At 40.6% G+C, this 24,598-nt stretch carries 32 protein-coding genes; 4 read left to right on the top strand and 28 right to left on the bottom strand.

Features of this window, described 5'->3' with window-relative positions; genetic code table 11:
- Positions 1-6: 6 nt before the first annotated feature.
- The 10 genes from BCV73_RS00660 to BCV73_RS00615 form a co-directional block, all read right to left on the bottom strand.
- The gene (locus BCV73_RS00660; RefSeq protein WP_089545590.1) at positions 7-501 is read right to left on the bottom strand and encodes a DinB family protein; all 495 of its coding nucleotides are present in this window, start codon (positions 499-501) and stop codon (positions 7-9) included.
- A 51-nt stretch (positions 502-552) separates the two neighbouring features.
- Positions 553-1,314: a hypothetical protein gene (locus BCV73_RS00655; protein ID WP_089545589.1), complete on the bottom strand. Its 762-nt coding sequence runs from the start codon at positions 1,312-1,314 to the stop codon at positions 553-555.
- Between the two features lie 25 nt (positions 1,315-1,339).
- Positions 1,340-1,687, bottom strand: coding sequence for a hypothetical protein (locus tag BCV73_RS00650; protein ID WP_179231841.1), 348 nt, complete (start codon positions 1,685-1,687; stop codon positions 1,340-1,342).
- A 197-nt stretch (positions 1,688-1,884) separates the two neighbouring features.
- A complete protein-coding gene (locus BCV73_RS00645; RefSeq protein ID WP_089545588.1) occupies positions 1,885-2,490 on the bottom strand; it encodes a zinc dependent phospholipase C family protein in 606 nt (201 codons plus the stop codon).
- A 121-nt stretch (positions 2,491-2,611) separates the two neighbouring features.
- Entirely contained in the window at positions 2,612-3,544 is a 933-nt protein-coding gene (locus tag BCV73_RS00640; protein WP_089545587.1) for a GNAT family N-acetyltransferase, read from the bottom strand.
- A 32-nt stretch (positions 3,545-3,576) separates the two neighbouring features.
- On the bottom strand, positions 3,577-4,032 hold the full coding sequence (locus BCV73_RS00635) for a GNAT family N-acetyltransferase (RefSeq protein WP_089545586.1): 456 nt from the start codon (positions 4,030-4,032) through the stop codon (positions 3,577-3,579).
- A 21-nt stretch (positions 4,033-4,053) separates the two neighbouring features.
- Positions 4,054-4,698 (bottom strand): hypothetical protein, encoded by a 645-nt coding sequence (locus tag BCV73_RS00630; protein ID WP_244879166.1) that lies wholly within the window; start codon positions 4,696-4,698, stop codon positions 4,054-4,056.
- 386 nt (positions 4,699-5,084) lie between these two features.
- Complete coding sequence (locus BCV73_RS00625; RefSeq protein WP_089545585.1) at positions 5,085-5,642, bottom strand: GNAT family N-acetyltransferase; 558 nt, start codon at positions 5,640-5,642, stop codon at positions 5,085-5,087.
- A gap of 82 nt (positions 5,643-5,724) precedes the next feature.
- Positions 5,725-6,228 (bottom strand): 2,4'-dihydroxyacetophenone dioxygenase family protein, encoded by a 504-nt coding sequence (locus BCV73_RS00620; RefSeq protein WP_089545584.1) that lies wholly within the window; start codon positions 6,226-6,228, stop codon positions 5,725-5,727.
- A gap of 45 nt (positions 6,229-6,273) precedes the next feature.
- Positions 6,274-6,729, bottom strand: a complete 456-nt coding sequence (locus tag BCV73_RS00615; protein WP_089545583.1) for an NUDIX hydrolase — start codon at positions 6,727-6,729, stop codon at positions 6,274-6,276.
- 303 nt (positions 6,730-7,032) lie between these two features.
- Between BCV73_RS00615 and BCV73_RS00610 the strand changes: the two genes are divergently transcribed.
- Positions 7,033-7,497 carry an AraC family transcriptional regulator gene (locus tag BCV73_RS00610; RefSeq protein ID WP_089545582.1) on the top strand — a complete coding sequence of 155 codons (465 nt, stop codon included), beginning with the start codon at positions 7,033-7,035 and terminating at the stop codon, positions 7,495-7,497.
- A 40-nt stretch (positions 7,498-7,537) separates the two neighbouring features.
- Here the strand turns inward: BCV73_RS00610 and BCV73_RS00605 are convergent, their stop codons facing one another.
- The 4 genes from BCV73_RS00605 to BCV73_RS00590 all read right to left on the bottom strand — a co-directional run bounded on the left by BCV73_RS00605 (position 7,538) and on the right by BCV73_RS00590 (position 10,226).
- Entirely contained in the window at positions 7,538-8,032 is a 495-nt protein-coding gene (locus tag BCV73_RS00605) for an NUDIX domain-containing protein (protein ID WP_089545581.1), read from the bottom strand.
- Positions 8,033-8,270: 238 nt separating this feature from the next.
- The gene (locus BCV73_RS00600; protein ID WP_076173507.1) at positions 8,271-8,711 is read right to left on the bottom strand and encodes a pentapeptide repeat-containing protein; all 441 of its coding nucleotides are present in this window, start codon (positions 8,709-8,711) and stop codon (positions 8,271-8,273) included.
- A 296-nt stretch (positions 8,712-9,007) separates the two neighbouring features.
- Positions 9,008-9,427, bottom strand: coding sequence for a GNAT family N-acetyltransferase (locus BCV73_RS00595; RefSeq protein WP_089545580.1), 420 nt, complete (start codon positions 9,425-9,427; stop codon positions 9,008-9,010).
- Between the two features lie 235 nt (positions 9,428-9,662).
- Complete coding sequence (locus BCV73_RS00590) at positions 9,663-10,226, bottom strand: GNAT family N-acetyltransferase (RefSeq protein WP_089545579.1); 564 nt, start codon at positions 10,224-10,226, stop codon at positions 9,663-9,665.
- A 1,006-nt stretch (positions 10,227-11,232) separates the two neighbouring features.
- Between BCV73_RS00590 and BCV73_RS00580 the strand changes: the two genes are divergently transcribed.
- A complete protein-coding gene (locus tag BCV73_RS00580; RefSeq protein WP_076173393.1) occupies positions 11,233-11,460 on the top strand; it encodes a DUF6199 family natural product biosynthesis protein in 228 nt (75 codons plus the stop codon).
- Between the two features lie 154 nt (positions 11,461-11,614).
- On the top strand, positions 11,615-11,878 hold the full coding sequence (locus BCV73_RS00575; RefSeq protein ID WP_256992702.1) for a hypothetical protein: 264 nt from the start codon (positions 11,615-11,617) through the stop codon (positions 11,876-11,878).
- A 355-nt stretch (positions 11,879-12,233) separates the two neighbouring features.
- Here the strand turns inward: BCV73_RS00575 and BCV73_RS00570 are convergent, their stop codons facing one another.
- The 11 genes from BCV73_RS00570 to BCV73_RS00525 form a co-directional block, all read right to left on the bottom strand.
- Entirely contained in the window at positions 12,234-12,653 is a 420-nt protein-coding gene (locus tag BCV73_RS00570; RefSeq protein WP_089545577.1) for a GNAT family N-acetyltransferase, read from the bottom strand.
- Positions 12,654-12,676: 23 nt separating this feature from the next.
- Positions 12,677-12,904: an alpha/beta hydrolase gene (locus BCV73_RS00565; RefSeq protein WP_256993107.1), complete on the bottom strand. Its 228-nt coding sequence runs from the start codon at positions 12,902-12,904 to the stop codon at positions 12,677-12,679.
- Positions 12,905-12,920: 16 nt separating this feature from the next.
- The gene (locus BCV73_RS34900) at positions 12,921-13,082 is read right to left on the bottom strand and encodes a hypothetical protein (protein WP_163879033.1); all 162 of its coding nucleotides are present in this window, start codon (positions 13,080-13,082) and stop codon (positions 12,921-12,923) included.
- A 124-nt stretch (positions 13,083-13,206) separates the two neighbouring features.
- The gene (locus tag BCV73_RS00560) at positions 13,207-13,569 is read right to left on the bottom strand and encodes a VOC family protein (protein ID WP_089545575.1); all 363 of its coding nucleotides are present in this window, start codon (positions 13,567-13,569) and stop codon (positions 13,207-13,209) included.
- A gap of 64 nt (positions 13,570-13,633) precedes the next feature.
- Positions 13,634-14,017 carry a VOC family protein gene (locus BCV73_RS00555; RefSeq protein WP_089545574.1) on the bottom strand — a complete coding sequence of 128 codons (384 nt, stop codon included), beginning with the start codon at positions 14,015-14,017 and terminating at the stop codon, positions 13,634-13,636.
- Between the two features lie 17 nt (positions 14,018-14,034).
- Positions 14,035-14,781 carry a class I SAM-dependent methyltransferase gene (locus BCV73_RS00550; RefSeq protein WP_089545573.1) on the bottom strand — a complete coding sequence of 249 codons (747 nt, stop codon included), beginning with the start codon at positions 14,779-14,781 and terminating at the stop codon, positions 14,035-14,037.
- 144 nt (positions 14,782-14,925) lie between these two features.
- Positions 14,926-15,390, bottom strand: a complete 465-nt coding sequence (locus tag BCV73_RS00545) for a VOC family protein (RefSeq protein WP_089545572.1) — start codon at positions 15,388-15,390, stop codon at positions 14,926-14,928.
- Between the two features lie 604 nt (positions 15,391-15,994).
- Positions 15,995-17,545 carry a hydantoinase/oxoprolinase family protein gene (locus tag BCV73_RS00540; protein ID WP_089545571.1) on the bottom strand — a complete coding sequence of 517 codons (1,551 nt, stop codon included), beginning with the start codon at positions 17,543-17,545 and terminating at the stop codon, positions 15,995-15,997.
- Positions 17,538-18,641 (bottom strand): DUF917 domain-containing protein, encoded by a 1,104-nt coding sequence (locus BCV73_RS00535; RefSeq protein WP_076173400.1) that lies wholly within the window; start codon positions 18,639-18,641, stop codon positions 17,538-17,540. The genes BCV73_RS00540 and BCV73_RS00535 overlap by 8 nt, the downstream gene beginning before the upstream one ends.
- A complete protein-coding gene (locus BCV73_RS00530; RefSeq protein WP_089545570.1) occupies positions 18,642-19,907 on the bottom strand; it encodes a cytosine permease in 1,266 nt (421 codons plus the stop codon).
- A gap of 135 nt (positions 19,908-20,042) precedes the next feature.
- Positions 20,043-21,572 (bottom strand): PucR family transcriptional regulator, encoded by a 1,530-nt coding sequence (locus tag BCV73_RS00525; protein WP_481855772.1) that lies wholly within the window; start codon positions 21,570-21,572, stop codon positions 20,043-20,045.
- Positions 21,573-22,199: 627 nt separating this feature from the next.
- Between BCV73_RS00525 and BCV73_RS35570 the strand changes: the two genes are divergently transcribed.
- Complete coding sequence (locus BCV73_RS35570) at positions 22,200-22,283, top strand: putative holin-like toxin (RefSeq protein WP_220687457.1); 84 nt, start codon at positions 22,200-22,202, stop codon at positions 22,281-22,283.
- 311 nt (positions 22,284-22,594) lie between these two features.
- On the opposite strand, the gene BCV73_RS00520 is transcribed toward BCV73_RS35570, so the two are convergent.
- The 3 genes from BCV73_RS00520 to BCV73_RS00510 all read right to left on the bottom strand — a co-directional run bounded on the left by BCV73_RS00520 (position 22,595) and on the right by BCV73_RS00510 (position 24,562).
- Positions 22,595-23,077, bottom strand: a complete 483-nt coding sequence (locus BCV73_RS00520) for a DinB family protein (RefSeq protein WP_089545568.1) — start codon at positions 23,075-23,077, stop codon at positions 22,595-22,597.
- Positions 23,078-23,264: 187 nt separating this feature from the next.
- Positions 23,265-23,918 (bottom strand): lysozyme inhibitor LprI family protein, encoded by a 654-nt coding sequence (locus tag BCV73_RS00515; protein WP_089545567.1) that lies wholly within the window; start codon positions 23,916-23,918, stop codon positions 23,265-23,267.
- A complete protein-coding gene (locus BCV73_RS00510; protein WP_089545566.1) occupies positions 23,915-24,562 on the bottom strand; it encodes a YdbC family protein in 648 nt (215 codons plus the stop codon). Before BCV73_RS00510 ends, BCV73_RS00515 begins: the two co-directional genes overlap by 4 nt.
- Positions 24,563-24,598: the final 36 nt, after the last annotated feature.

The raw sequence follows: 24,598 nt of genomic DNA, 5'->3' as shown, positions 1-24,598 counted from the left end.
CTCCACTTATAAATTGGGATTGTTAATATCGAATAATCCTCTGCCAATCAAGTTGGCTGTAACAGGTTTCTTTCCGATCTCTCGTGCCCATACAGACAATTGACCGATGTGGTGGATTTCGTGGGCGATCAAGTGCCGCATAACCTCGCCGTATTTATGGGCTTCTCGCTCCCCTTCATCCGTAATATCGATCATAATACGGTCTTCCAGGCTGTCGTTCCAACCATAGACAAATGGAGCCAGTTCCTCGTGGCAGCGTGAAGAAAAATCTTTGATCTGCTGCACACTGGCCACTTTCTCAAACGGAGGGATTTCAACTGCTTTTTCCTGGATTCCGCCGCATATCCAGCCATACTCGACCGCCACAATGTGATACAGCGTGGGAAGGAAGTAGCCTAACCCGCCGGTGCGTTTCTTCAGCAGCTCTTCTTCACTCACCGTATCGCACCAGTCTAACCAATCTTTGCGAACCTGCCAGTTATACTCGAATAATTTCAGCATGCTGTGGCCTCCTTATTGGGTTGGTTTCTCCACATGTTATCAAATTCAACTCTATTTATTAAGATTATTCTGAACATCTTTCAGCACTTCGTAAAACCATTGATATGCCTGATGTGTATGCTTACTAATATCTTCTATAGAAGTCACTTTATATAAATCTTCTAATTGTTGAGCAATTTCTCTAGGCAGATGTTTAGATATACAGACAATGTAATAATCATGGTTAATTGGCTTGTATTTTATTCTTAATACTTCTACTAAAGGCGAGATGATAAATTTATGATAATATCCTATAGCTTCGATAAATTTATTTCTCTCTATATATTTTTCTACTCTTGCTTTCTGCTTGATTGTGTTTTCTAGATGATACAATCGATTTCGCAAAGTTTGTTGTAATTCCGACTCGTTATGTTCTCTGATTTGAATGACTTGCTTTTTGTCAAATAAAACAATAGGAACCTCACTATCATTGAGCCTGTCAAATTCGATATAGGGCCTATGGCTACAAACATTCACATCAATAAATAAGTAGGATGGTGTGTTTTCTAAGTGAAAAACTTTGTATCTCATATTTGGATGTTGACGTGGTTCTTCGTAGGATAAATCAAGTGCTGCAATCTCTTCCAATAAGTTTTCGCATATTGAAAGTGCCCTTGTTTCAAATCCACGATTAACATGTATGACTACATCAATGTCAGATAAATGATCAGATGTGCTTGTTCCATCTGACCCCTCCAACCATAATGCATTAATTTCAGGATAATTGATCATTCCCTCGCTTAAATGTGAAATAATACGAGATCGTATCCCCATTTTAGCTTCCTCGCTTTTTTGGGCGCTAGTCTCCCTTTTTTTGAATTCTTTGTTTTATTCGAATTGATTTATTTAAATGCAAAAAGATATGTCTTGTGGCCGGCATCAATATTAATCCTGCAATCGTCTTTTTCCCCCAATATTCAAACAACCAGGAAGCTTCTTTCTTGACAGCTTTTTGCTCTTCAAGTACTTTCATTCTCTCGGCTTCCACCTTTTGATTAAAAGCGTTGGGCAATAGACGAGATACAACTTCACGAGTTTTTCGCCCTACATCATTTCGATAGGCCATTAGTGCTTGAATATCAATATTTTCACTAAGATCGGTAACTTCAGCTTCTGTCATTTCGTTTCCAGAATGGGCATAATTCACATTAAGCTTCTTGTTCCATTGACCTGAGTGCAGCATTTGTTCATTGTTATTTACAACAATGAACCGTCCTTTGCTTAATTGATTTTGGGGTTGTGTTTTACAATGAATATAGTAAGGCTCTCATCCATCTTTTAGTTACGATACCTCAATAATTCCTTCAGCAGTGTATGGAGAGTCCATTTTCATCAAACAACCCCCTAAATTAAAGCTTGTAAATTCATTACTCCTATATTCACCGATGTTTCAATATATCCTTCGATCTGAATAAAGCTAAAGACATTTAAAGGTTCATCGATTCTGTGTTTGTCATAATCCATGTCCCCCAGAACATGCGGAACAATGTCAATGGCTTCTTTGGCCTTAACCTCCTCCAGGTCAATGACCTTAGGTGAACCACTGATCGCTTGCCTCATTTCTTCTGTACAACTATAGTGTTCTAACAATTTCCCATTCAGTAATCTAAAATCATTGTGATACAGCGGATATAACCCTGCGTCCGCCTCCATACGATTTCTCAACCAGGGCATATAAAAACCCTTCAACCACTGATCGTCAGCAATTAGATGGGTGAAATATCCAAGCACATATGGGTTATCCGAATATTTTTTATATTTATCGAGAAATTCATGATAGTCTATGTATCGCGTAAAATTCTGATGTTCACCCCTAAAGAAATGGGATTCATCCTTTGCTTGAACAGCATCTGGGGCAACGCTTCCAAGTAAAAACGAAGTTCGATCTTGGATATTTAATCTTTCAGCAATTCTATGGCCGATAATCAGGTGCATGATTCTGGATCCCATAATGAATATCACCTCTCAATTGTAAAAGGCTATGTACCTTGAACTCTGCACACCAGCAGGGATTTATTATAAAGTGCCCACTTCACTAACTAGAATTACTCAAAGCGCGAATTCAACTACTCTAGTTATTTGAAAAATTTTGCTTTTGATATGTTATTAGAGCCGGGGAGGGAGAAAAGGGGAACGCTTTTAATATCTCGAGTGAATATGGATCAGTTGTATCAATTTCTCCAGCAATATATTCGTAACCATGGTCTCTGGCAAAATCAATCTGATACGCTGTTAACCATAGTATAAGATGAATATCGCTGTCTTCTGTAGTTCCGCGCCATCCAAATTCTACTTCATTAGGAGCGTCTGAATAATGTAATAAAGCGAACGCCTGAACCTCATTCCTTTTCAATACGACATAACTAGCATCTAGAATGAGATCTTCCGCAAAAACCATATTTCTCCAATAATCAACATCATGAATTCCTAAGGGATTTACCTTATGAGTCTTTTGGTAATTGTCTCTTATGAGGATGATTAATCTTTCCTTGAACTTTTCATCATGCAAGATCTCTTTTATGCTTATTACAGTTGGACTATCTTTTGATATGAAGAAGTTATTCAGATCATGTATAGGTATGGAAGAAGTTTTCAATTTAGGAGTGTAGGTTCTCCTGATTTCTACAAAGCCCTTATTTTCATAAAAATCTTTGAGTCTAAGAGATGTCTCCCAAATAGATGTTTGCAATGGAAACTTAATCCCTTCAAAACTTTCAACATGTTGTAATAATATCGTTTCCACTTGTTGTTGATGTAGGGGATTGACTACTGTTGAAAGGTATGTGCAGTAAGGGTGAAATTTATTATGCCAAGCTGTGACTAACCCAACTATGCTTCCATCTACAATGGCTTCATAGGTAAAAAGATTGAATTGACTGTTTAGACCTCGCATAAAATATTGAACAGAATATTGATCTTCGCCCAAAAATGACGAGATAAACTTTTTTATCAACTCCTTATCCGGACATATATTATGTTTTACTATTAATTGATTGTGTTTCACAATGCGCCCGCTCCTAATTCTATCTGGCTCGTTTATGATTTTACAGTAAATGTAAACTGATAAACACTGGATATCTCTCCACCAAGTTTTTTATAAAATTCAACCGCGTGTTGATCAATAGCATCTGCTTGAACAAAGATTTCGTGGATTTGCTTTGATTTACAGTACTCGACTAATTCCTTGACCAGACGGCTTCCTATTCCCTTACGCTGGTTATTTTCTTCTACCGCTATGTCATATAAATACAAGCTGGAACCCATTCGATCATACATGGGCAGCTCATATCCGGTTAATCCACCAATAACCTCGTTACCTTTTATTCCAACGATACAAATAAATAAAGGATTTGATAAAAGCTCCGCAATATTAACATGATTGACGAAGTCCGTATTAGGGGATTCAAACTCCTCATTGAACAGCAATACTAAATCAAAAAAAATCGAATCATCCCCTACTTGCAGCTTCCTATATGTAACATTTTTATCCATGTTAACCTCCAACTCATTGAGTTATCTTAATGGATATTTCAGCTCGATGTCTTGCCGTATTAATTCATCAATAAATATATAGTTATGATCAGCACCTATAATGCAAAGAATTTTCTTACCTTGACTAGAATTGACGGTATTTCTTACACGCTCTATCATGATTTGATTCCGGATCTTCCATCGAAAATTATACGATCTTGGGTTCAATTGTTCTAACCACTCGTATTTCGCTCTTGTGATGGTATCAAATTCTAATGAATTAAAGGGGATCCTTCCAAACGAATGCGTGGCCATTTGTTTGTCAAACCACTCATCATCCATTCGCATGATGTTCTCCCTTACTCCCTCAGGAAGCTCGGCAAAGGGATCGAAGTTATTCCATACATCGAGTTCAAACCAATCGATTGGAACAAACTTGATCTTGTTATTTTCGCATAAAGGAAAGATCAGCTCCCAGTACTCACTTGCCGGCTCCCCCCAATATCCCCTCTCACCCTTATTTTTACAATATTTGTCCCAGGCATTAGGATGAACTTCACCACAAATGATATCTGGACTGAACTCTTCAATAATTTCTTTATACAGATCGAGCGAACAGTTATATGTCTGTCTTAGCTCTTCATTATGTATTGTTCCTAGAACACCAACAACAGTCAGTGTATTCACCTCATTTCATTGTTTGCGTGTTACGCCTTCACCGTCGTCTGCAATGCGTTTGGAAAACCTGCCTTTGCCCTGGTGCAGCTCGTCCCGATCCAAGTAACGAATGTAAAGCTGTCGTTAAATAGCAAAAAGGTGTGTCTCAATAGTCATTGATTCATGACCTTGAGCCTCCCGTTGTCGCATCAAAATGGATCTGTCCACATCGCTTCGATCCTTTAAGCACCCCTTCATCAAATTCCATCTTGTAAATTTCGGGTTTTGAGTTCTTTCGCTCCCTTCGAGTTTAGGTTAGATATAGGTTTTCATAAGCACTCCCCTGGAACACTTCCAAAATCGGTACTGCTCTTTACTCTAGCAATCCCATACGGCCCAGCCGCATGAATAAGGCGTTATTTAATCCCTTCCTTTTTTCGGAATTCATTCTCTAAAATACTCATTGTAATGGAGTCATGATACTCATGGTTATAATAGAGAACCTCTCGCTGGATTCCTTCTTGTATAAATCCTAACTTTTCATATGCTTTTATGGCTCTTGCATTATACGAGTACACGTTAAGTTCAATTCTATGTAGATTCAGCACCCCAAAGCCATAATTCAGTAATAATTTTAGAGCCTCTGTTCCAAATCCCTTGCTAAAATCCGCTTCATTAAACAAAGCTACCCGTATATTGGAATTGCGATTTACATAATCTATATCCTGTAGTGCAACTTCTCCAATAATACGATCTTCCTCTTTAAGAACGATCAATAAATGAATACGATCCGTTTCATTCTGTATTTCTTCAATATAATTGTCGATCATCTGTTTTGAAAATACTCTTTGGGTTCCCGTCAATCTCCTCACTTCTTCGTTCAACATGTTCGGGTAATACATATCGGAATCTTCACTTACAAGCGGCCGAAGGTAAAGCCTGTCACTTTCCAATGCTCTGTTTAATTGCTGCATAGCAATTTCCCTCCTGTTATCTATATAAAAAATATCCCCAGCTTCATTTGAAATTGGTTCATTGTCTTAAACACCTCAACTCCTAATAAACAATATCTTCACGCACTTCGATTCCATTCTCATCACAATAATCTCTATATTTCTTAAGCACTGTAAAAATATCATCTTGACCAATAACTTGATTGTCTTGATCGAAATATTGCAAGGATCCGCCCAAAATGAATAAAGTAATGACCTCTTCATCTTCAGTAATAAGCGTATGAATATCTCCAGGCGGTTCAAAAATGAAGGTTCCTGGTTTCGCCATCCAATGACGTCCTTCATATCTCCATTGCCCTTGAATGTTGTATCCTATCACAGATCCTCCAGTATGCCGGTGGCGTGTCAGCACTTGATTGCTCTTTATTTTAAAGAGATATATCCAGGTGCCGGTGGCAAGGTCAAATCGAAGAGGTTTAAAATAACAATTTGCTTCTTTCCCCTCATCAAAAGGAACCCACGGTAAATCTTCAATATCAAAGACCCTTTCGGGTAATTGGAGATTCTCTGCTAATTTTACTACAGCATCTTTAATCAATGGATTCATGGTATAGGTCTCCTTTTATGATAACGGTCTGAATCACCGCAAGAATTATCTGCTGTTGCTTTCTTGATCGAGATGACCCGCCAATATACCTGCTCTTCTGATGATTTCAATTCGTTCTCCTCTTCCTTCGATGTTCATTATCATGTCTATCGCCGTTTCAAAATTTGTTATGATGTAACGTGTCTTTTCAAATCCTGCAGGTATACTCACGAATTTATTAACTTGAGTTAGAAAATATACGGTATACGAATTGGTTTCCTTCCAAAACCAGCTGACAAACGGTATTCTTACCTCAGCTAGTTCTATCCCTGCTTCTTCTAAAGCTTCTCGCTCTAAACCCTCTTGTGTGGATTCATTCTCTTCGAGTCTTCCACCAATGGTAGTAAGTACTTTCTCTTCTCGATCCCAAACCATCATCAGATTGCCGTTATCAAATACGGGTACGCAGTGGACTCCAGCAATTGGGAAATCTGTCGGAAGTTCATTAATCAATTTTAGCATGCTTATCCCTCCCTGGATTCATTACCGTGGTTTTGGGTAAGGGTGTCGCAGCTCTCTAACTTTCAGCCAAAGGGTGAACACCCCTAGCGTGAGTATTATGTTAGCTGAAGCCATGAAGCTTTTATGATCTCTACTACCTTATTACGCATCCTTTCAATACCTTCACTATATTCGATCCAATGCCTGATTTTCCTCCCGCTTGCGCTTATACCTAAATGGGCACTCGAAAAAACTAATGAATATATTTTTATATCATGTTAGCATGCGTTGTGTATCCAATATCATCCAGGGAGGAATGAAATCATGATTATTAAATTTGAAATGATGCCAAAAACCCGCGTTGCTTTTGTGCGCCAAGTAGGTCCATACGGTCCTCAGAACATCCAAGCAATGGAAGCGTTAAAGAAATGGGCTGTAGAAAAAAATTTACTCAACGGGTCATCCATACTACTTGGAATTGCCCAAGATAATCCGGAAACTACACCTCCTGAGAACTGTCGGTATGATGCTTGTATTGTTATTCCAGACGATTATCGGATAGATGACACGGATCATAACATTTTCGAAACTGAACTCGATGGTGGACATTATGTTACCTATAAGGTGAAGCATACAGCCGAGGATATTCAAAAAGCGTGGGCTGATATTTTTCCTGCGTTAAATCGTAGCGGATATCAAATAGACAACAAACCTATATTCGAAAGATATATTGGTGATATGTTGTATAACCATTATTGCGAGATATGTATACCTGTAAAAGCGTTATAGTCCAGCATAAAAACAAACTTCACTGCCTTGATGGTTATGATTAACTTTCATAATTCTTACTTCGATATAGTTCTAAGCCTTGATCTCTAAAGTATTCTCTAAAAAAGTCCCTTGTTGTTTCAGGGAATTGATAAGTTTTTGATAATTGGTCTGACTCGGATACAGATTGTTTTATACTTTCAGTGGGTATCCACTCCATTCCGATTTGCCCAATATCAGCCTGTGAGCTGACAAAAGTATCAGTCGCTTTGATCCTGCATTCATAAATAAACTCTACTGCATGTACTTCCTTCATGATAAAAGAGTACTCATGATTTTTTGATATGTATTCTCTAATACAAATAAACTTGTGTTCTGCGACATCAATTCCTAGTTCTTCTAAGCATTCACGTTGTAATGTCTGCGCTATCGTTTCGCCTATCTCCTGAGCCCCTCCTGGCAAAGTATAATACACTCCAACTTCAGGACGTTCTTTTTTTATCGCAAGTAACAGTCCGTCTTGAATAATCAGTGCCCGGGCAGTATTTCTAATCATCTATGACACCTCATTAAGTTATTGGTGAATATTTGTTACTTTTACCTGAGGCTCTCGTATTCACGAAGTCGATCCTCCTTAGAATGCTCCTATCTAAGGAAGATCGATGCGTCCGCTGATTCAGCTCCCCTACAAGTCTCTTCCGGGCGAACCAAAGATCGGCGTAAGCCGATCCGCAGCGAGAACACTACGTTATCTGTGTGCCAGTGCCGTCTTCGAGTTACTCACAAAAAATTTATCATTTGTTCTTAAGCAACTCTTCTATTAGTATCCCGTTGATCTTTAGGCCGGTAATATCACAGTTATTTATCTCCATATTGCTCAGATTACAATTATGAAACACTATAGGCTTATAATCTCCGTTTGGATCATAATTTCTGTCACCTTCCTGAGGCAAAACAATATTTACAAACTCAGTCCCGAATAGGTGTACATGATCTACCTTCATATGACTCATATTTGCATGCTGAACTGAAGTGGCGGATAGGTTAGCATTTCTAATTTCAACCTCACTAGCATTAACGTCATTTAAAGTCATTCCACTCATATTTGCATTATTAATCTTAGATTTTGATAAATTAACATTATCAAAATCTAAACCCTCCGCATTAACTTCTTTGAACTTTGACCCTGATATGTCTTTCATCTCCAATTCCATCTTTGCAACTTCTAATCCCATACTCATTCTCCTTTTTCAATTTAGGTTTGTATGTGAATTTCAATGATGTTTAATAGTAGGAATCATACTTGTTTCAATGTAACGTCTACCGAATGAACGACACGACCCGGCCTCAGATAACTCCTATCTTAGGCCGGGTCGTGTGTTGTCTGAACCATCTTTCATCTTCCATGGTTATACATCTGACAACCAAGGGGCGTCAGCCCCGAAGTGTGATGTAATGGGCCGCTTCTTCGAATAAAGACAAGACGTCAGCCCGCTAAACGATCTTCTTACTAAAGATCTCCATATTTTTATTATTCATATATTAAAACCCAATACTTCTCTCCGGGTTTTCCTTCTTCAACAACCTTCTTCCATCCACTTTTTTCATAGAAACCTAATGCTTTATGATTTTCAGATACACACTTTAATCTTACGGGCTTACCCATTTTTTCTATAGCATGGTTAACTAATTGAGTACCAACCCCTTTACCGCTAAAATCGGGGTGTACAAATAAATTATGAATAAAGTTCTCAGGTAAATATAAAGATGCGAAACCAAGGATTCGGGAATGTTCTTCAGCTAGTAGTATAAATTCCTCAGTTGTATCTCTATCAAAATCATCTAAATTCATTTCTTCTGCATTTGCCCAGTGAAAGCTCTTGCGGCGCGATTCAAGATATATTTGTCTTAACTGATGGTAGTCTATTTTATTTGCTTCTCTGATAATTATAAGATCAATCCCCTATCTACAAAAAATTATGAGTTATATAAACATAATAAAGGAAATGGTGAAACCCCTTCAAGCAACAGAATGCCGCGAACACACATGAAAGATCTTTGGGGTGAATAAGTGCGAGTTGGCCGGCAGCAGAGCGGGTAATCGGGCAGGGTTGTCTGTTGAGTTGCTTCCCTTGAAGTTGATCATTTTCTGCAAACGATATATGTTCTAAACTAAAAAACCGCAGCTACGCAGCTGTAATAGAATCTTTCTTCAGCATGGAGAATATCAATGTATCCGTGATGAACTCACCAAATATATAGTCCCGAAGCAAACCCTCCTGCACAAAACCCAACTTTGTTAAAAGATTTACAGACGAATGGTTTTCCGGCATGACTTTAGCTTGTATTCGATTCATATCCAGCTCATTAAATGCAAATGGAATAATCGTTTTGAGCACTTCGGTCATGATCCCTTTTCCCCAATAATTTCTTGATAAGTTGTAGGATAAGTTAACCATGGATCCTCTCACAAAATCGTTCAAAATGCATGTCCCAATAATTTGATCCTCATCTTTGGAAGCTACTCCCCAAGTGATCATTTCTTTTCTAGTAAATGCGTTTTGAAACCGCGTAAATGTCTTGGAGGCTGTCTCGATATTTTTGGGTCCTGGATATCCCCAGTATTTTGTTACTTCATGATCTGAGAAATAAGTGTAATATGCCTCGGCATCTTCCGAACGTAATTCTCTCAATATAAATCTGTCAGTTTCAAGCTTAGGGAAAGAAGTAAATGCATCTTTAAAAGGCATATTGGATCCTCCGGTTTATGGGTTTTTATAGCTTTTTGTGTCATCCGGGACATCTTCCATGATTATACATTGGAAGACTGAGGGGCGTCAGTCCCAAATGTTAGGCACTTACGTGCTGCTTTAATCTACAATGTCCTTCCAGAATGGTATTTGTTTTATTCCTGTCAAAATCAATCTGTTAAATTTTTAATTTAAAATCAATTCAATAAAAGTATTGTCACTTGGCGATCCCTCGCATAACGCATCAGACATATCGTCATCATGCACTTCCCAGAATTTGTTAATAGTGATAATGTATTTATAACTAAATACTAATAAGGAGATAGTTAAATTGCATAAAAAGAAATACTTCACCCTCTTACCACCGTTCCTCCTTCTCGCAATTATCCTGGCTTTCACTCTTCCAGACGATAAAAAGTCTTTTGCATTACTAGCCATGATTGCATTTTGGATTACATATTATGTTTGGATTTACATTGAGAAACTGATAGAGAAGAAGAACGAATAGTATTTGTTGCGACTTCTGACTCTACTGCGTCATTACCTCTATCCTTATAGATGATCGATTGTAAATATGGTTATTGATGGAATAATCCCCCTATTTTGTGCTAAGGTCTATAATGAGGTGCATCCATGAATGGTAAAAAACTTGTGCTCTTGATTGTGCTTATCTGTGTATTTGGATTAGTCGCTATCTATGGGTTAATTTATTTGATCATATGGTTTGCTTTTAATTCATAAATTTCGGCCCCGGCGTCTTGGACAATCTAACTTCTGCTTCGGGAGGTAATAACATGAGTGGTAAAAAAATTTTCCTGCTGGTAGTGCTCATTTTTGTAATAATCGAAATTGGGTTAATTGGATCCTACTTTTTGGCGACCGCGGAACCCCCAACTCATTAAACATTAAGTTGCGTTCTCCCATCGGTCCGTTAGTTAGTCAATATTTGTTAAGCGGAACTTCAAGTAGCTCCTAAGCGTCTTATATAAAAAGGAGCTGATTTAACATGGTTCAAGCAACCTTCATTATTTTCGGTGCTATATTTATTGCACTCGGTATCCTTAGTCGCATTAAACCTACGTTTGGTTGGAGTATGAATGAAGCGTGGAAAGTGAAAGGTGACTCCGAGCCAAGTGACGCCTACATTGAAGCCCGAAAATTTGGTGGGTTTATAGCGATCGTGATCGGTTCATTTTTCTTTGCAATTGGAATTCTATTAATATTTATATATTAAGCTCTCAGTAAGCCAAGTTATTTATACGAGCAGTGTCCGATCTCTTTGTCCCTCTTATTTATATAAGTATGGTTTGCCAAAAGCAATCGTACAAAAAAAGCAAAGGGTATCGGTACGACAGGGTTGCTCGTCTCTTATGTACTCGACCGCCGGCATGACGAATGGCCCGCCGAGACATGAAATGATGTTGGCGCCTAGAGGTGAAAAAACAGCTGTGAAACATAGAAACGTAACAGGTGTTGTGTTGGCCATTATTTATTGTTTTGTCCTTTATGGGATATTAATCGAAGCACCACCTGGTGAAGTTCCAAATCATCCGCCATGGGCATACTTAATGATTCCACTTGGAGCAATTGCAATTACGGCTCTTTTTGATTTTGTGATCAAGTACGATTTCTTCAAAAAAAGGAATGAGTGAATTAATAGTGGATCATAATTTGACCTGTAGGAGATATCAAGACTTTGTCGCCCGGTCAGACTGGACTAATCATAGCTATTCTTTATATTCGCCCATTAATATTCTTTCTTTAGCTATGCTCCTAATTTCTTCGTCATCGTCATTTATTAATAATTCTAAGACACTTAGTTTAACTTTTTTGTTTCTAACTATTGATCCTCGAACTAGTGCTTCTTTATCATCTACGAACCCGAAAACCTAAAGGTCTGTAATGGTCGTCGCAACTCTGATAGGTTCTCTGGGTTGCCTGCTGCTTACTGTTAGCGATGCAACGTGGATACATTGTTATGGAATGTTCATATCTTTCCACGAGCCCCTACAATGAGTTGTTACTATACTCGCATTTAAATCGTTCTACCCCTGGATATTTTTCTCCTAAACTTATAATTTTAAAGCCCTTCTTTTTATAAAAATTCACAGCATCCTTATCAGTTTCCGCCACTAATTTATTGATTTCTGTTGATTTAATTACGAATTCTATTAACTTACTTCCCAACCCCTGCATTCTAAATTCAGGATGTATTGCAATATGTTTTAACTCTGTTGCTGTTTCACCTCGAATTAAGCCAATAATCCCTCTTAATGTGTTATTTAAATATATTCCATACAGTTCTCTGTTTGTTTTTGTTTTGTATTTACTACATTCGGTCTCGATCCTTTCAGCAACCGGGCTCATACAATAGGATAAAAATTCATAGAGAACTTGATCTGATAAATCACTAACCTTACAGATCATATAGATGCCCCTTCTGATATGATTTAATATTTACTTTGCGTGAATTTCATAGTTGAACCACAATCCGTCCCGTCCATATCGATTCCCGCCTTGAGCCGGTCGTCCGTGTAGGACGCATCAAACACCGTAGCCCCACCAAAGGAATGTCCCATAATGCCGATCCGCTCCATGTCCATCATCCACTCCAAACCGGCTGCATTTACCCTCGAGTTGACTGCTGCAGTGTTATCAGATGAATCGATTTTCTCAATATTCCTTAATAAGCCATTAATCTTTCCTATCCCATACCACGATGAATAGCGTTGCTAATGGTCCAATTAATAATGATATTAGAAACCAATGCAGTCCGCTTCTGTTCTTTCCTTGTGCTAATCCTGCATTAATTAATGCAAGTGTTCCCCAGCCAACAGTGAACTCACTATTATTCATAAATTGACTCCTTATTTTTGTTAAATCGACGCTGCAGCGCTTTGTTAAAAGAAGGGACTTTGTAACACCTCAGATCATGTACTTCTTATTTTCACCTTTAAAATGCCTTTGAAATTACATCTTTTTAAATTGGTTTAATAAACTCAACTCGATTGCCAAAAGGATCCCTGAATTCAAATCTTTCATATCCTGGTATTGCTACAGATTCCAAAATCTCAATACCATTTTGATTAAGCAGCTTTTCCATTTCTTTTAGGTTTTCGACTTCATACGCTAGATGGGCTTTCGTTTGTGAACGATCCACTCCATCTTCTGTTCCAATATGTAGTTGTTGATCTCCTACCTGAACCCAAAAGCCGCCTCGACCAACTAGTGATTCCGGTTTTGAGATCTCTTCCAGTTTGAGAATTCCACAATAGAAGTTCCTGGCCTCTTCTTCTTTTCCCTTGGGAATTGTGATTTGGGCATGATGAAATCGTTTTATCATATCAATGCTCCTTTTGAAAATTTTTTAATATATCACTTCGTTCATACATGTAACGTTCTCATATTCACGAATCGTAATTAGAGATTTCGATTAAATTCCCATCTGGATCTCTTAGATAAACGGACGTGATCGATCCTAATGCCCCTGTTCTCAATACAGGACCTTCCTCAATCATTACATTGCAATATTCTAAATGGCGTATGACATCGGGTATAGGATCGTCTGTAATAAAACATAAATCAGCGGTGCCTGGCATAGGCGTTTTCGCTTTTGGTTCAAACTCTTTGCCTGCTTCATGTAGGTTTATTTTCTGCTGCCCAAAATGCAATGCCTTTCGTCCTTCTCCAAATGTTACAGTTCGCATTCCTAAGACCCGAGAATAAAATTCACAGGTTTGATCAATATTCGAAACAGTCAGCACTAAATGGTCTAAACGATTGATGTTTATTTTAATCAGCCCCCATTTTAAAGTTTTCTTGCTTTGATCACGAAGGTGACCGGAAACATCTTCGCTCTTTTTACCAAATCATCATTTGCATCGTGCAATTGTATGATTTCATTGTCAGTTTCTTCAATCATTTGTTCAATAACAAACCCTGCTTTCGCCAACGCGTTAATGTAGGTTGATAGTTTACGATCAGATAAGGTTAGTTCGCCTTGACAAAAATCTGGAGATACCGAATACCAGGATTCATCGAAATATGGCTTGTTAATAGCAAATCTATTATTTTCTTGAACAACACATCGGTGTATAGGATGAGACCAGCTGAAAATAAATATGCCGTCTTTTTTTAAATAAGAAGCGATCCGGCAAAAAGTGCCTTCAAGGTCGGTTGTCCAGCCTATGGCGTAAATTGAATAAACAACGTCAAAATAATTTGCGGGTATGTTGCACTCTTCTTCCATGGGAGAACAGATCAATTTTGCTGACAGGCCGCACGCCTTCAAATGCTGTTTTGCCCTTTCAATTTGTTTTTCTGATATATCGATCCCCCATAGTTCAGATGCGTTGCGATCCCCGTGATATTGCAAGGATTGACCGTTTCCACAACCAATCTCTAACATCTTTTTTCCGGACACATCACCAAAAAGTTGGCATTTTTCTTCTGAAACAAAAGCTCCATAATAAGGAAGCACGATGGCTCTTAAGAAGTCATTTCCTTTTGTATCCCAATAGAAGCTGTTTGTTTCATGAACATGATGCTTGTTCAATCTATTGACCTCCTCTTCTTTCGATACCCCTCGGCCAAAAGGGCGAATGCCCTACAGCCCGAATATGGTGTTATACGAGATCCCCTTCTTCAGCGAAAATTTTGATGTCATTCGCGAAGCAGCTCTCTTATACTCGTTCTTAAATTAGGGTTGCCAAACCTCCCATATGTTACCGTCAGGATCTGCGAACGTTATGTTCGGTCCGCTTGTCACTCGTTCACTTAAAATGTTCACTCCGTTTTCCTTGAATCGTTTAGAGAGTTCTTGAATTCTCGGAGTAATAAAGCATGCCATTGCATGGGGTTTGCCGTTGTCCAATGACCATGAAAAACGTAATTGACCGCCTTCTTCGTCCGATTGGTGAAGGAACAATGCAGGTACGACTTGCCTTAAACCAGGGGAAGGCAGGTTTCCATTACGATCGGGAAGATTCAATACAGCCATCTTCATTCCAGGCTCAACAAGATCGTTGTTTGCGGGTTGGTACCCTAAATTCTTTTGGTACCATTGAATAGACTCGTAAACATCATTTACTGGCACGTAAATACAAGTGATACCCGTAATGTCTTCCAGGCTTTCTTCTACTTCGTTTCCCTCATTTGCGTTCATATTCAATTCCTCCCTCTCATCATCGGTTAATCAACTTTGATATATATGTAATAAAGACCAAGTGCTGCGAACACTTGGCCAGTACAATTGGCTTGGATGGTTTATTCCCTTCTAAGTCGTACAGGAAGAAAACCCACCTTCGGCCTCAACCTTTGGGTGGGTTTTTACTTTCTCTAGTTGTTTATTGATGTTTGTTAATAGAGCAAGAATGAAGACCCTGCCCACCTAAGATTCGATTAGTTATATTTTACCTTTTATCATATTTACGCTCAAGGTTCTTATAGAATGCGTGAGATCTCTTTTTTGCTCATCTCGTTGCACCTTATGGATAAAGAAAAACGTCTATCGACGTACCTTCAAAGAAGACAGACCGCGTTTAGTGGAAGTTTTTCTTGCGAGATCAGGAAGCAGAAGCTCTGAAACTTATACTTTCTGATCTCTTAACAAAAACGTCTATCGACATACCTTCAAAGAAGACAGACCGCGTTTAGCGAAAGTTTTTCTTGCGAGATCAGGAAGCAGAAGCTCTGAAACTTATACTTTCTGATCTCTTAATAAAAAAAGAGCCTCACACAAGTTATATAACTCGTGTGAAGCCTCTCATCTACTTCATGTTTCCTACTACTTTCACTCGCAGTCTCGTCGCATTTCCCGGATGATAAGCCAGCGGGGTTTCTTCCACTTCCACAAGCTCAACCGTTGCCGGATCAGCGCCAGCCAGCACCGCCTGCTTCACGGCTTTTTCTTGCGCATCTCTTAATGAATCCTCACGGGGCTCTGTAGAATAAATATAAATTTGTTCATATTGTCCGCTGATTTGAGCTATACACGCGCCAATGGCGTTGGCTACGCCCCCGTTCTCAGGCTTGATCATATGGGACACCCCGCGAATCGTGTCCGGGATAACGACACTGCCGCCGCCTACCAAAACAAGCTCAACGTCTCCCGAGGATGTCTTCATTTTATCAATGGCCTGCTCAATGATGGCTGCAATTTCAGACTGCACATTTTTAGCGAAGTCTTCATCCAGATGCGCTACCAAGCTCTTATCCCCGACATCCGCGAGACCCAGCCGAACGGCGATGTCGGTTGTCGTCAGCGTATGCCCGCCAAAAACCAGCGCTTCCTGTCCAATCTTGTATCCTACGCTGTCAGGGCCAACCGTAATTTTGCCGTTCTCCGAGCGCACAATGCTTCCGCCGCCCAACCCGACGGAGATAATATCCGGCATGCGGAAATTCGTGCGGATATCGCCAACCTCGACCGCAACCGAAGATTCTCTCGGGAAGCCGTCCTGCAACACCCCGATGTCCGATGTCGTCCCTCCCACGTCGAGAACCATCGTATCTTTGATCTTCGCCAAATAAGAGGCACCGCGTATGCTGTTCGTCGGCCCGCATGCAATGGTTAGGATCGGAAATTGCTTTGCGTAATCTATCGACATCAGGGTACCGTCATTCTGGCATAAAAACACCGCTGCGTCCGTGATGCCCTCTTCTTCTAACGCCTGCACAAATCCTTGGGTCGTCGTTTCAATCACCTTGCATAAGGCTGCGTTCAGTATGGTCGCATTTTCCCGTTCAATTAAGCCGACAGAACCAATCAATGAAGAACAGGAAACAGGGAATTCAGGTCCGTATACTTGATGGATGAGATCGCGAATCTGGAGCTCCTGATCATTTTTAATGGATGAAAATACACCAATGACTGCGATGGACTCGACACTGCTCCCCCATTCCTCTAAAAGAGCTGTAATTTCAGCTTCATCGACTTCTCCAAGCACTTGGCCGTCATATTCATATCCGCCATGAACGAGAGCATATTTACCCGACAGCTTCTGAACCATATCCTCAGGCCAGGACGTGTACGGAGCAACGGAAACCGTTGCCGGATAACCCAGACGAATGACGCCGACTTGCGCCAGCTTTTTACGCTCAACAATGGCATTAGTACACTGCGTCGTGCCTAACATGGCATGCGTGATTTGGGTTTTATCAATATTCGATTCCTGCAGCAAATTCCGGAGCGAGGTTTCAATTCCTGTTTTAATATCTAAACTTGTTGGGGATTTAACCGCATGAATCAAATGATGATTCTCATCCAATATGATGGCATCTGTGTTGGTGCCGCCTACATCAATCCCAATTCTATACATTCTCAGCCACCGCCTTTTTCACCAGTTCCTCAATAGCAACATAATCGTAATCATATCCGAAGTATCTTGGTCCAACCGTCTGGACTCCCTTTTCCGTTCTCCACTTTTCATGAGCGGGCAGTCCAACCACCCGTACGCGTTTACCGTATTTTAGGCTCTCCGTAGTTACAGGCGACAAGGTTTCGTAATCAACCAGACAAATCAAATCGGGGGTCATCGCTACCACTTGACCATTCTTTTCAGCAATCAGGTTTTCATTTTGAAAATGAACCTTCATCTCGCCGCCTTTAAACGCCTCGATTCCTTCAAGATGCATCTGGCCGAGGTTAAATCCTCCCTTGGTTTCCCGGATGACATCCACAATTTTGCCTTGGAAAAGTTCATAGCCGGACACCAGGTTCAGCAGTTCTTGAAGCTTGTCGCCCGCGTCCCGATTCTTCGATGTAATGATGGCTCCGATCTGTTCGGACAGGGTCACGATATGATGAACGCCGCTCTGCTTGATTTGCGCACCCGTTGCCGGGTACAGGCTGACTAAAGCACTGGCCCCCATTTCGACCGTGGCCACTCTGGCGAGCCGTTCTGTCCATTTATTATCAATGGTCTCAAAGATGCCGATGTTCCCTTTTTCATCCGTAATCGCCATCGGTGTCGCCGGAATGCCATCCAGGTTAAACGTGACCATTTGCAACTCCGGGAATGCCCGTCCCATACCATCACAGTCGATCAGAGGCAATCCCAGCTGCGCCGCAACGACGATGGGGATCATGGAATTAACGCCTCCCGCTTCCATCGGAAACGTGCCGGCGATCCGTTCTTTTCCCAAGTAATTCGCTAATTTTTGAAAAACCTTAACAAACTCGTCCCCTTTAGGGAATTTCTCAACTAATACGGAAGGCGCCCCCATCATCGCGGCCGGAATGAAAAAGTCCTCATCCTGAATCTCATCGACGGAGAACAGTTTTACTGGTCCAAACTTCTCAATGGCCGAGAGAGCCATCAATTTTCCGATGTAAGGGTCCCCCCCTCCGCCGGTTCCTAAGAATGCTGCGCCGACGGCGATGTTTTCAACAGCTGCTTGATCTAAATATCTCATTTACGTTTCCTCCAATATGACTGTTTTCCGAGCCGATAAACGATAGACTACATAATAGATGACAAAAGAAATGACAATCCCGATCAACGGCTGATTCGGTACCTGCGGCAGGCTTGGGAACAGGGATAACACAACAGGGGTACAAGCGATGACCGCGCCCACTAGCCAGGAAATGACGCCCAGTATATTCACGCCTTCGACCTCATGCCAGCGGCTCTTATCCCCTTTGCCAAGCACCCAGTAAGATGCGATCATCACGCCTGCCACCGGCGGAATCATGGCCGACAGGATGGACATAATCGGCGTAAAATAGTTGAGTATGCCGACGACAGCCAGTACCGTCCCAATCGTTCCGGCGATGCCGACGGCCCATTTTTCTTTTTCCTTTGATACGTTGAACACGTTTATTAAGGCAAAACCGCCTGAAATGGCATTCACGAGGTTCGTTTTCCAGGTAGCGAGGATCAAAACCATACCGCCAATAAACGGAGTCGTGATGCTCAAAAAGGTTGCTGTAATATCGCTGGCCTGGTAAGCAATCGTCAGGACCGCTCCTGCACCGATCATCAACAAGCCTGCTGGGATAATTCCGAAAAGGGCGGCTTTCAGGACATCGGACCGTTTTCTCGAAAATTGGGAGTAATCCCCCGCGATAACCGCTCCCAAGGCAAACGAACCCAGGGTTACCGCCAGTCCGTCCGTAAAGCTCATAGCTCCATGTGGCTTAAAATTCTGAATGATCTGCAGGGATTCACCGGTCAATGCTTTAATAAGACCAAATACGCTGATCCCAATCAATAAAGGAACGGCAATATAGCTGATGATGCGCAGCACTTTAACGCCATAGATCGCTGAGACCACCATCACAAGACCGCAGATGAGAGAAGCCAGCGGAACCGGGACACTCATTCCACCTACGGCTAACAAATTGGCCAAGGCCGCACCGCACACATTCGCCTGAATTCCGAACCATCCGAGGCACGCAATGGCGAGGATGATCGAAAGAATTGTCCGGGATCCTTGTTTGCCGAACACCTGCCCTGCAACCTGAACCGTCGGCCTTCCTAAATCCGTGCTTTGAATCCCCTGCAAAATCATGAGCAATACAATGATGGAGTAACCCACCAACGTGACGAGCAGCGCTTTCGACAATCCCATGCCTGCCACCAGCGTGTTTCCCACCAATAAACTGGGGATGCTGATGACCGCGCCGGCCCAGATGATCCCGAGACTGAACCAGGATTGATGCTCTTTAACGGCTTTCATATGATCTCCCCTCCTCAACCTTGTACGTTCGAATTGTTTTTTCTTATTGTAAAAGATGAAGCCGGGCAGCGTCTTTTTCAGAAAACAAAAAAAAATCCGATGTTTTTGTCTGATTGGACAAAACATCGGAACTTTTTAGTTATGGATGAGACGGTAGACCATGCAGGCGGTATAAACATCGTACGATTCCGAATTGATGGTCACATCATATCCGATGAGCTCGCAAATTTTTTTGATGCGATATTTCACCGTATTTTTGTGGACGAACAACAGCTTGCTGCAGTCATCCATATTTCCCTTCGCATCCAGAAGAAACGTCATCAGGGTTGTCAATGCGTCAGGGTCGTCCAATATCGGCTCAAGGACAGACAAGCACTCTTCCGTGACCTCTTCCCCTTGTTTGCTGAGATCGATGGCCCGTTTCATGGAACGGACTTCAGCCGCGGTGTATAGTTTGCGGTGATGGTAGATGCGGTGAACCTCATTAGAAGCTTCGTTGACGAGCTGGTACATTCGGCGTACGTCCTGTGTGTTCCGCATCCTCGGAGAATACACGATGCTTGATATTTCAGCGATGAGACTCGTGGTTTCGATATATTCCGCTGCGATTTCAAACTCATTGTATTTATAGGAGCAGTTCCCCAGCAAAACGACAATGCAGTGATCGATCGTTTGAATGACCGCGGTTTTATAATATTGCGAGAGATACGCCTTTAAATCTTCCCTTATCCTTCGTTCCTCCGACAAATCCTGAATGTACACGAGCCACATCATTTGGATGGCGGAAACGTCGATATACAGCAAACTGGCCAATCTGCGCATTTTTTCGCTTTCATCATTTACGATGGCTTTAACCAGAGCGTATTCGCTGACCTCGTTATGCTTATCTCCCCACAAATTGATGGCCACCTGCACCACCTCGCTGATTTGATCCATCGTCTTCGGAGGCAGCTTCGTATTTTCTTTAATGATAAACAGGTAAAGGGACTCGCCGTTTTTTTGCTGAACACGTTTATATTCAACAAAGCAGGACGAATCCAGCTCCCCTTCTCCCGTTCTGCCGTTCAAAATGGAAGGCGCCATGGACCGGATCAGATCCGCAACAGGGAGCGATGAATTGCGCGGCCACATGACACGATTGATGATATCCAGGTTGCTGTTTGTCAGAACGATGTTCGCTTTCATCCGGTCCGACAGCAGTTTAAGGGTAATTTCCACGCTCCGCAAATGCTCCGGCAGCAGCGATACCTTTTCCAGTGATTCATTCACGAAATGCTCATTCACATTCTGATTGCTGACAATCGCTTCCATGACTTCATAAATGACTTCATTATATCGAAGAGAGTAATCGTTTCTCGGCATGCAAATGATAATAAAATTCAAAGATTCAGCCAGCTCGAGCACTTCATCGGCGATATCCGGCATTACAATGCCAACATAGTACAGAATCAGCCCCACTTCACCCAGGTCATGCAGGTACTGAACGGTTTTGCACTGCTGCTCTACGCTGTCTTTTATGGAATAAAAAGAGCTGATGACCAACTCTTCAGCATACCACTCTTCTTGAACGGTTTGAATAATTTGCGAGAAGAAATTGACATCCGCCACCTCTAAAACAGATAAAGAGGAAACGGTCTGATGAAGCCTGCTTGTTCCAGTGACCACCTGAGCTCCTCTAAATGAAGGCAGCTGCAGTAAATCTTTAACGGTTACCCCAATTCAACCACCACTTTTTTGTCGATTCAAGCTGCTCCTATACTTCAATCTGTGCGATAGCTTGATCATATACTTCTCTACATCTGATATAGATAATATTAGTATAACCCTCGTTGTGATAAGCAACCAAGTAAGTTCCTTTGCCAACTATGAATTTTTTTGTATATTCGGCTTGGTCCACTTTACATGCCAGCTTAATAAAGGAGCTGCATTAATATCTCCAACTGGCACTGGTTTCTCGTAACCTTCCCGCATCTATAACACGACCCGGCCTTAGATAACTCATATCTTAGGCCGGGTCGTATGTTGTATGATTTAACTCCTATGAGCTTGCTTCTGACAACCAAGGGGTGAAAGCCCCGCAGCATAGATGCATTGTTAAGTATGTTACTGCCTTCCCTGTATTTACTTTCTCATATAAGTCTTACAGATTTATATTGTTTTTTGTCCTTAGTGTATTCTAGTTATTTATAGTATTTTAATGGTATTTTGCTCTACCTCATATGTTATAATTTTCTAGTACAATATACGGCTATAAGGGCGGTCGGCTAATCTCCCAGAAGGGAGGTGATGCCCATGGAGGTCAAAGATGCACTTTCCTTAATGTTCATGTTCGGCATGTTCATTTTGGCATTGCTCACCTACATGAAAAAGAAATAGACCGCCCTGGTTAGGATAACGGTCTATTTCCGACCCATCTTACATGGCCGACTGCTCTTTATGCAGTTATTGCACTGGGAGCCGTGTTACCGCACGGCCCCTTATTTATTCTTACCTCAGTATAACTCATTTTATAACGCTTTTATAGGGATTATTTGTTTATTTATCTTGGTCCTAATGATTTAATTGCAGTGATTTCACGTAACGTTCCTGTATCCACGACGTCCCACCAACTTAAGCTCCACCAGGGGCTGGCCGCGGTCCATATACCATTCTTGAGGCTCAGGAAGCTTAATACCCACAACCCTTTTTTAACCTACACTTATCAATTGTTTTTTGAGCAGCATGATCTGGCCAATATGATATGCATTATGAATACATAAATTTGATACTACTCCCCACCAAGGAGCATTGGAATATGAGGGGATTTCTTTTATAAGTTTATGATCTTCGCTTTCCTCAAGTGCCCTATTCCAACTTTCAAAGACTGTTTCAAGTCTCTGTAAGGTCTTCTTCCACTCAAAATCATTTATTGTATGTGGATTCACGTAAAAAGTATCATCATTGTTTATTGAACTTTCTAATTCAAATGGTTCAACGTTATATCTCTCAAGCCACTTCTCATTCCAAAATATGAGATGATTCACGATCGACCAAATGGATTGTTTACTTTCATTTTCCCATGTAGCTTGTGTAGCATTTAAATCTTTTAAAATTTCATGGAGTGGAATGAACCAACTCTTATCGTTATAACAGGCGTTTAACTGGTCTATGAGAATAGATCTATAACTCATTCTTTTACCTCACCATCTTTCTTTTATTTCGGGTAACGTTCTTGTATTCACGAAAACGACCCAACCTTAGATAGCTCTTATCTTAGGATGGGTCATTTGTTGTCTGAGATACATCTATGATCATTCATCTGACAACCGAGGGCGATAGCACGAAGATGTTCCGTTACTGTCTTCGAAGATTCCAACTCTATTTTTTACTTTGGTATATAAACTCAACTTCACGATCTAGCAAATATCGATATTCAAATAATTGAATTGTTCTTTCCCTTATTCTCTCCTTTATAACCGTGGCTAGACTTACAGGTCCTCGTGATCCAAGGTATCCATTATAAATAAATGTCTCCTCTACAAATTTTGTTTCCTTTAAGTGATACTGTAACCATTCTTTCTGCGATTCAATGAGTGCTTCTCTTGGTTCTCGATCCAACTTCGAAAGAAGCTTTTTATATATTTGATTCAACTCTTTATCCCAAATCTCTGTATATTTGCTTTCCAACGCCCCCCATTCCAATGTTGTAATTATCTCTTCGGAATTCTGAAATTCATTAACTTCCACTTCATAATCATGATCTATAGGGTTTCGAAGCATTTCAACATAAAATTCTCCTTTCAATTCATAGTTCCCAATGTTCATGGATATCACTTCATGGTTAGAAGGATCTGATCGACCTTCAGTTATTCCTTCCGATTCTGCTCCATTACCTGTACTCACTACATCAGGAGTCAGTTCAGAGTTACTTATTGATCTAGTTTCGCTATTCAAAGTAGCTGATTGACTAGTATTTTGACAAGATGAAAACACGATCGTAATAAAAAATAATAAGAGGATCTTACCTTTCATAAATGATCTCCTAGCACTTTCCACGAGTCCTCACTTACAAAGTGTTGACTTGAAATTCTAATTATGTCTAACTCCGTGTTCGCTCTCAATTTAAGATTAGTGAAAAGATGATTTGTGTAATTCTCATGTGCTTCTTGACTTACCCAACCAGTTAGGGTTAAATACCGATGATTGTCTTTAGAAGAACAGGCGAATTTTCCACCAAGCATCGCATTAGTCGTTTTCATTCCTGGACTCCAAACTTGATTTTGGACCTCTTTAAAATGATTAATTCTATCTTCTTTTACATCGGTTAATGCAGTTCGAATGAACTTACTTTTTCTAAGAACTGAAATAAAATCATCTAAAAACCCTGTGATGTTATTTACTTCTTCAAAAAGTTCAACATTAATTGATGAATACGTCTTTGACTGATTAGATTTTGAGACTATCTCATCATGTACATTGCCCATAAAGTAATCATAATCTTCTTTACTTTCCCAAAATGAATATATACAAGCCGACAACTTATTTTTTATATCCCAACCGCCTATTTGGCCTATGAATCCTTTTAGGTTATGTATTAATTCCCAATTTGTTTGTAACCTTGAAAAAGTCTCAACTTCATTGCTTTTTACTTGACATGTAATTCTTTTAATTAACATTTCGATGTACCCCTTTTGGAATTTTTCATCTCTTGC

The sequence above is a fragment of the Paenibacillus sp. SSG-1 genome, from assembly GCF_002224835.1.
Taxonomy (GTDB): domain Bacteria; phylum Bacillota; class Bacilli; order Paenibacillales; family Paenibacillaceae; genus Paenibacillus_AQ; species Paenibacillus_AQ favisporus.
This window is presented reverse-complemented; position numbering and strand designations above follow the sequence as displayed.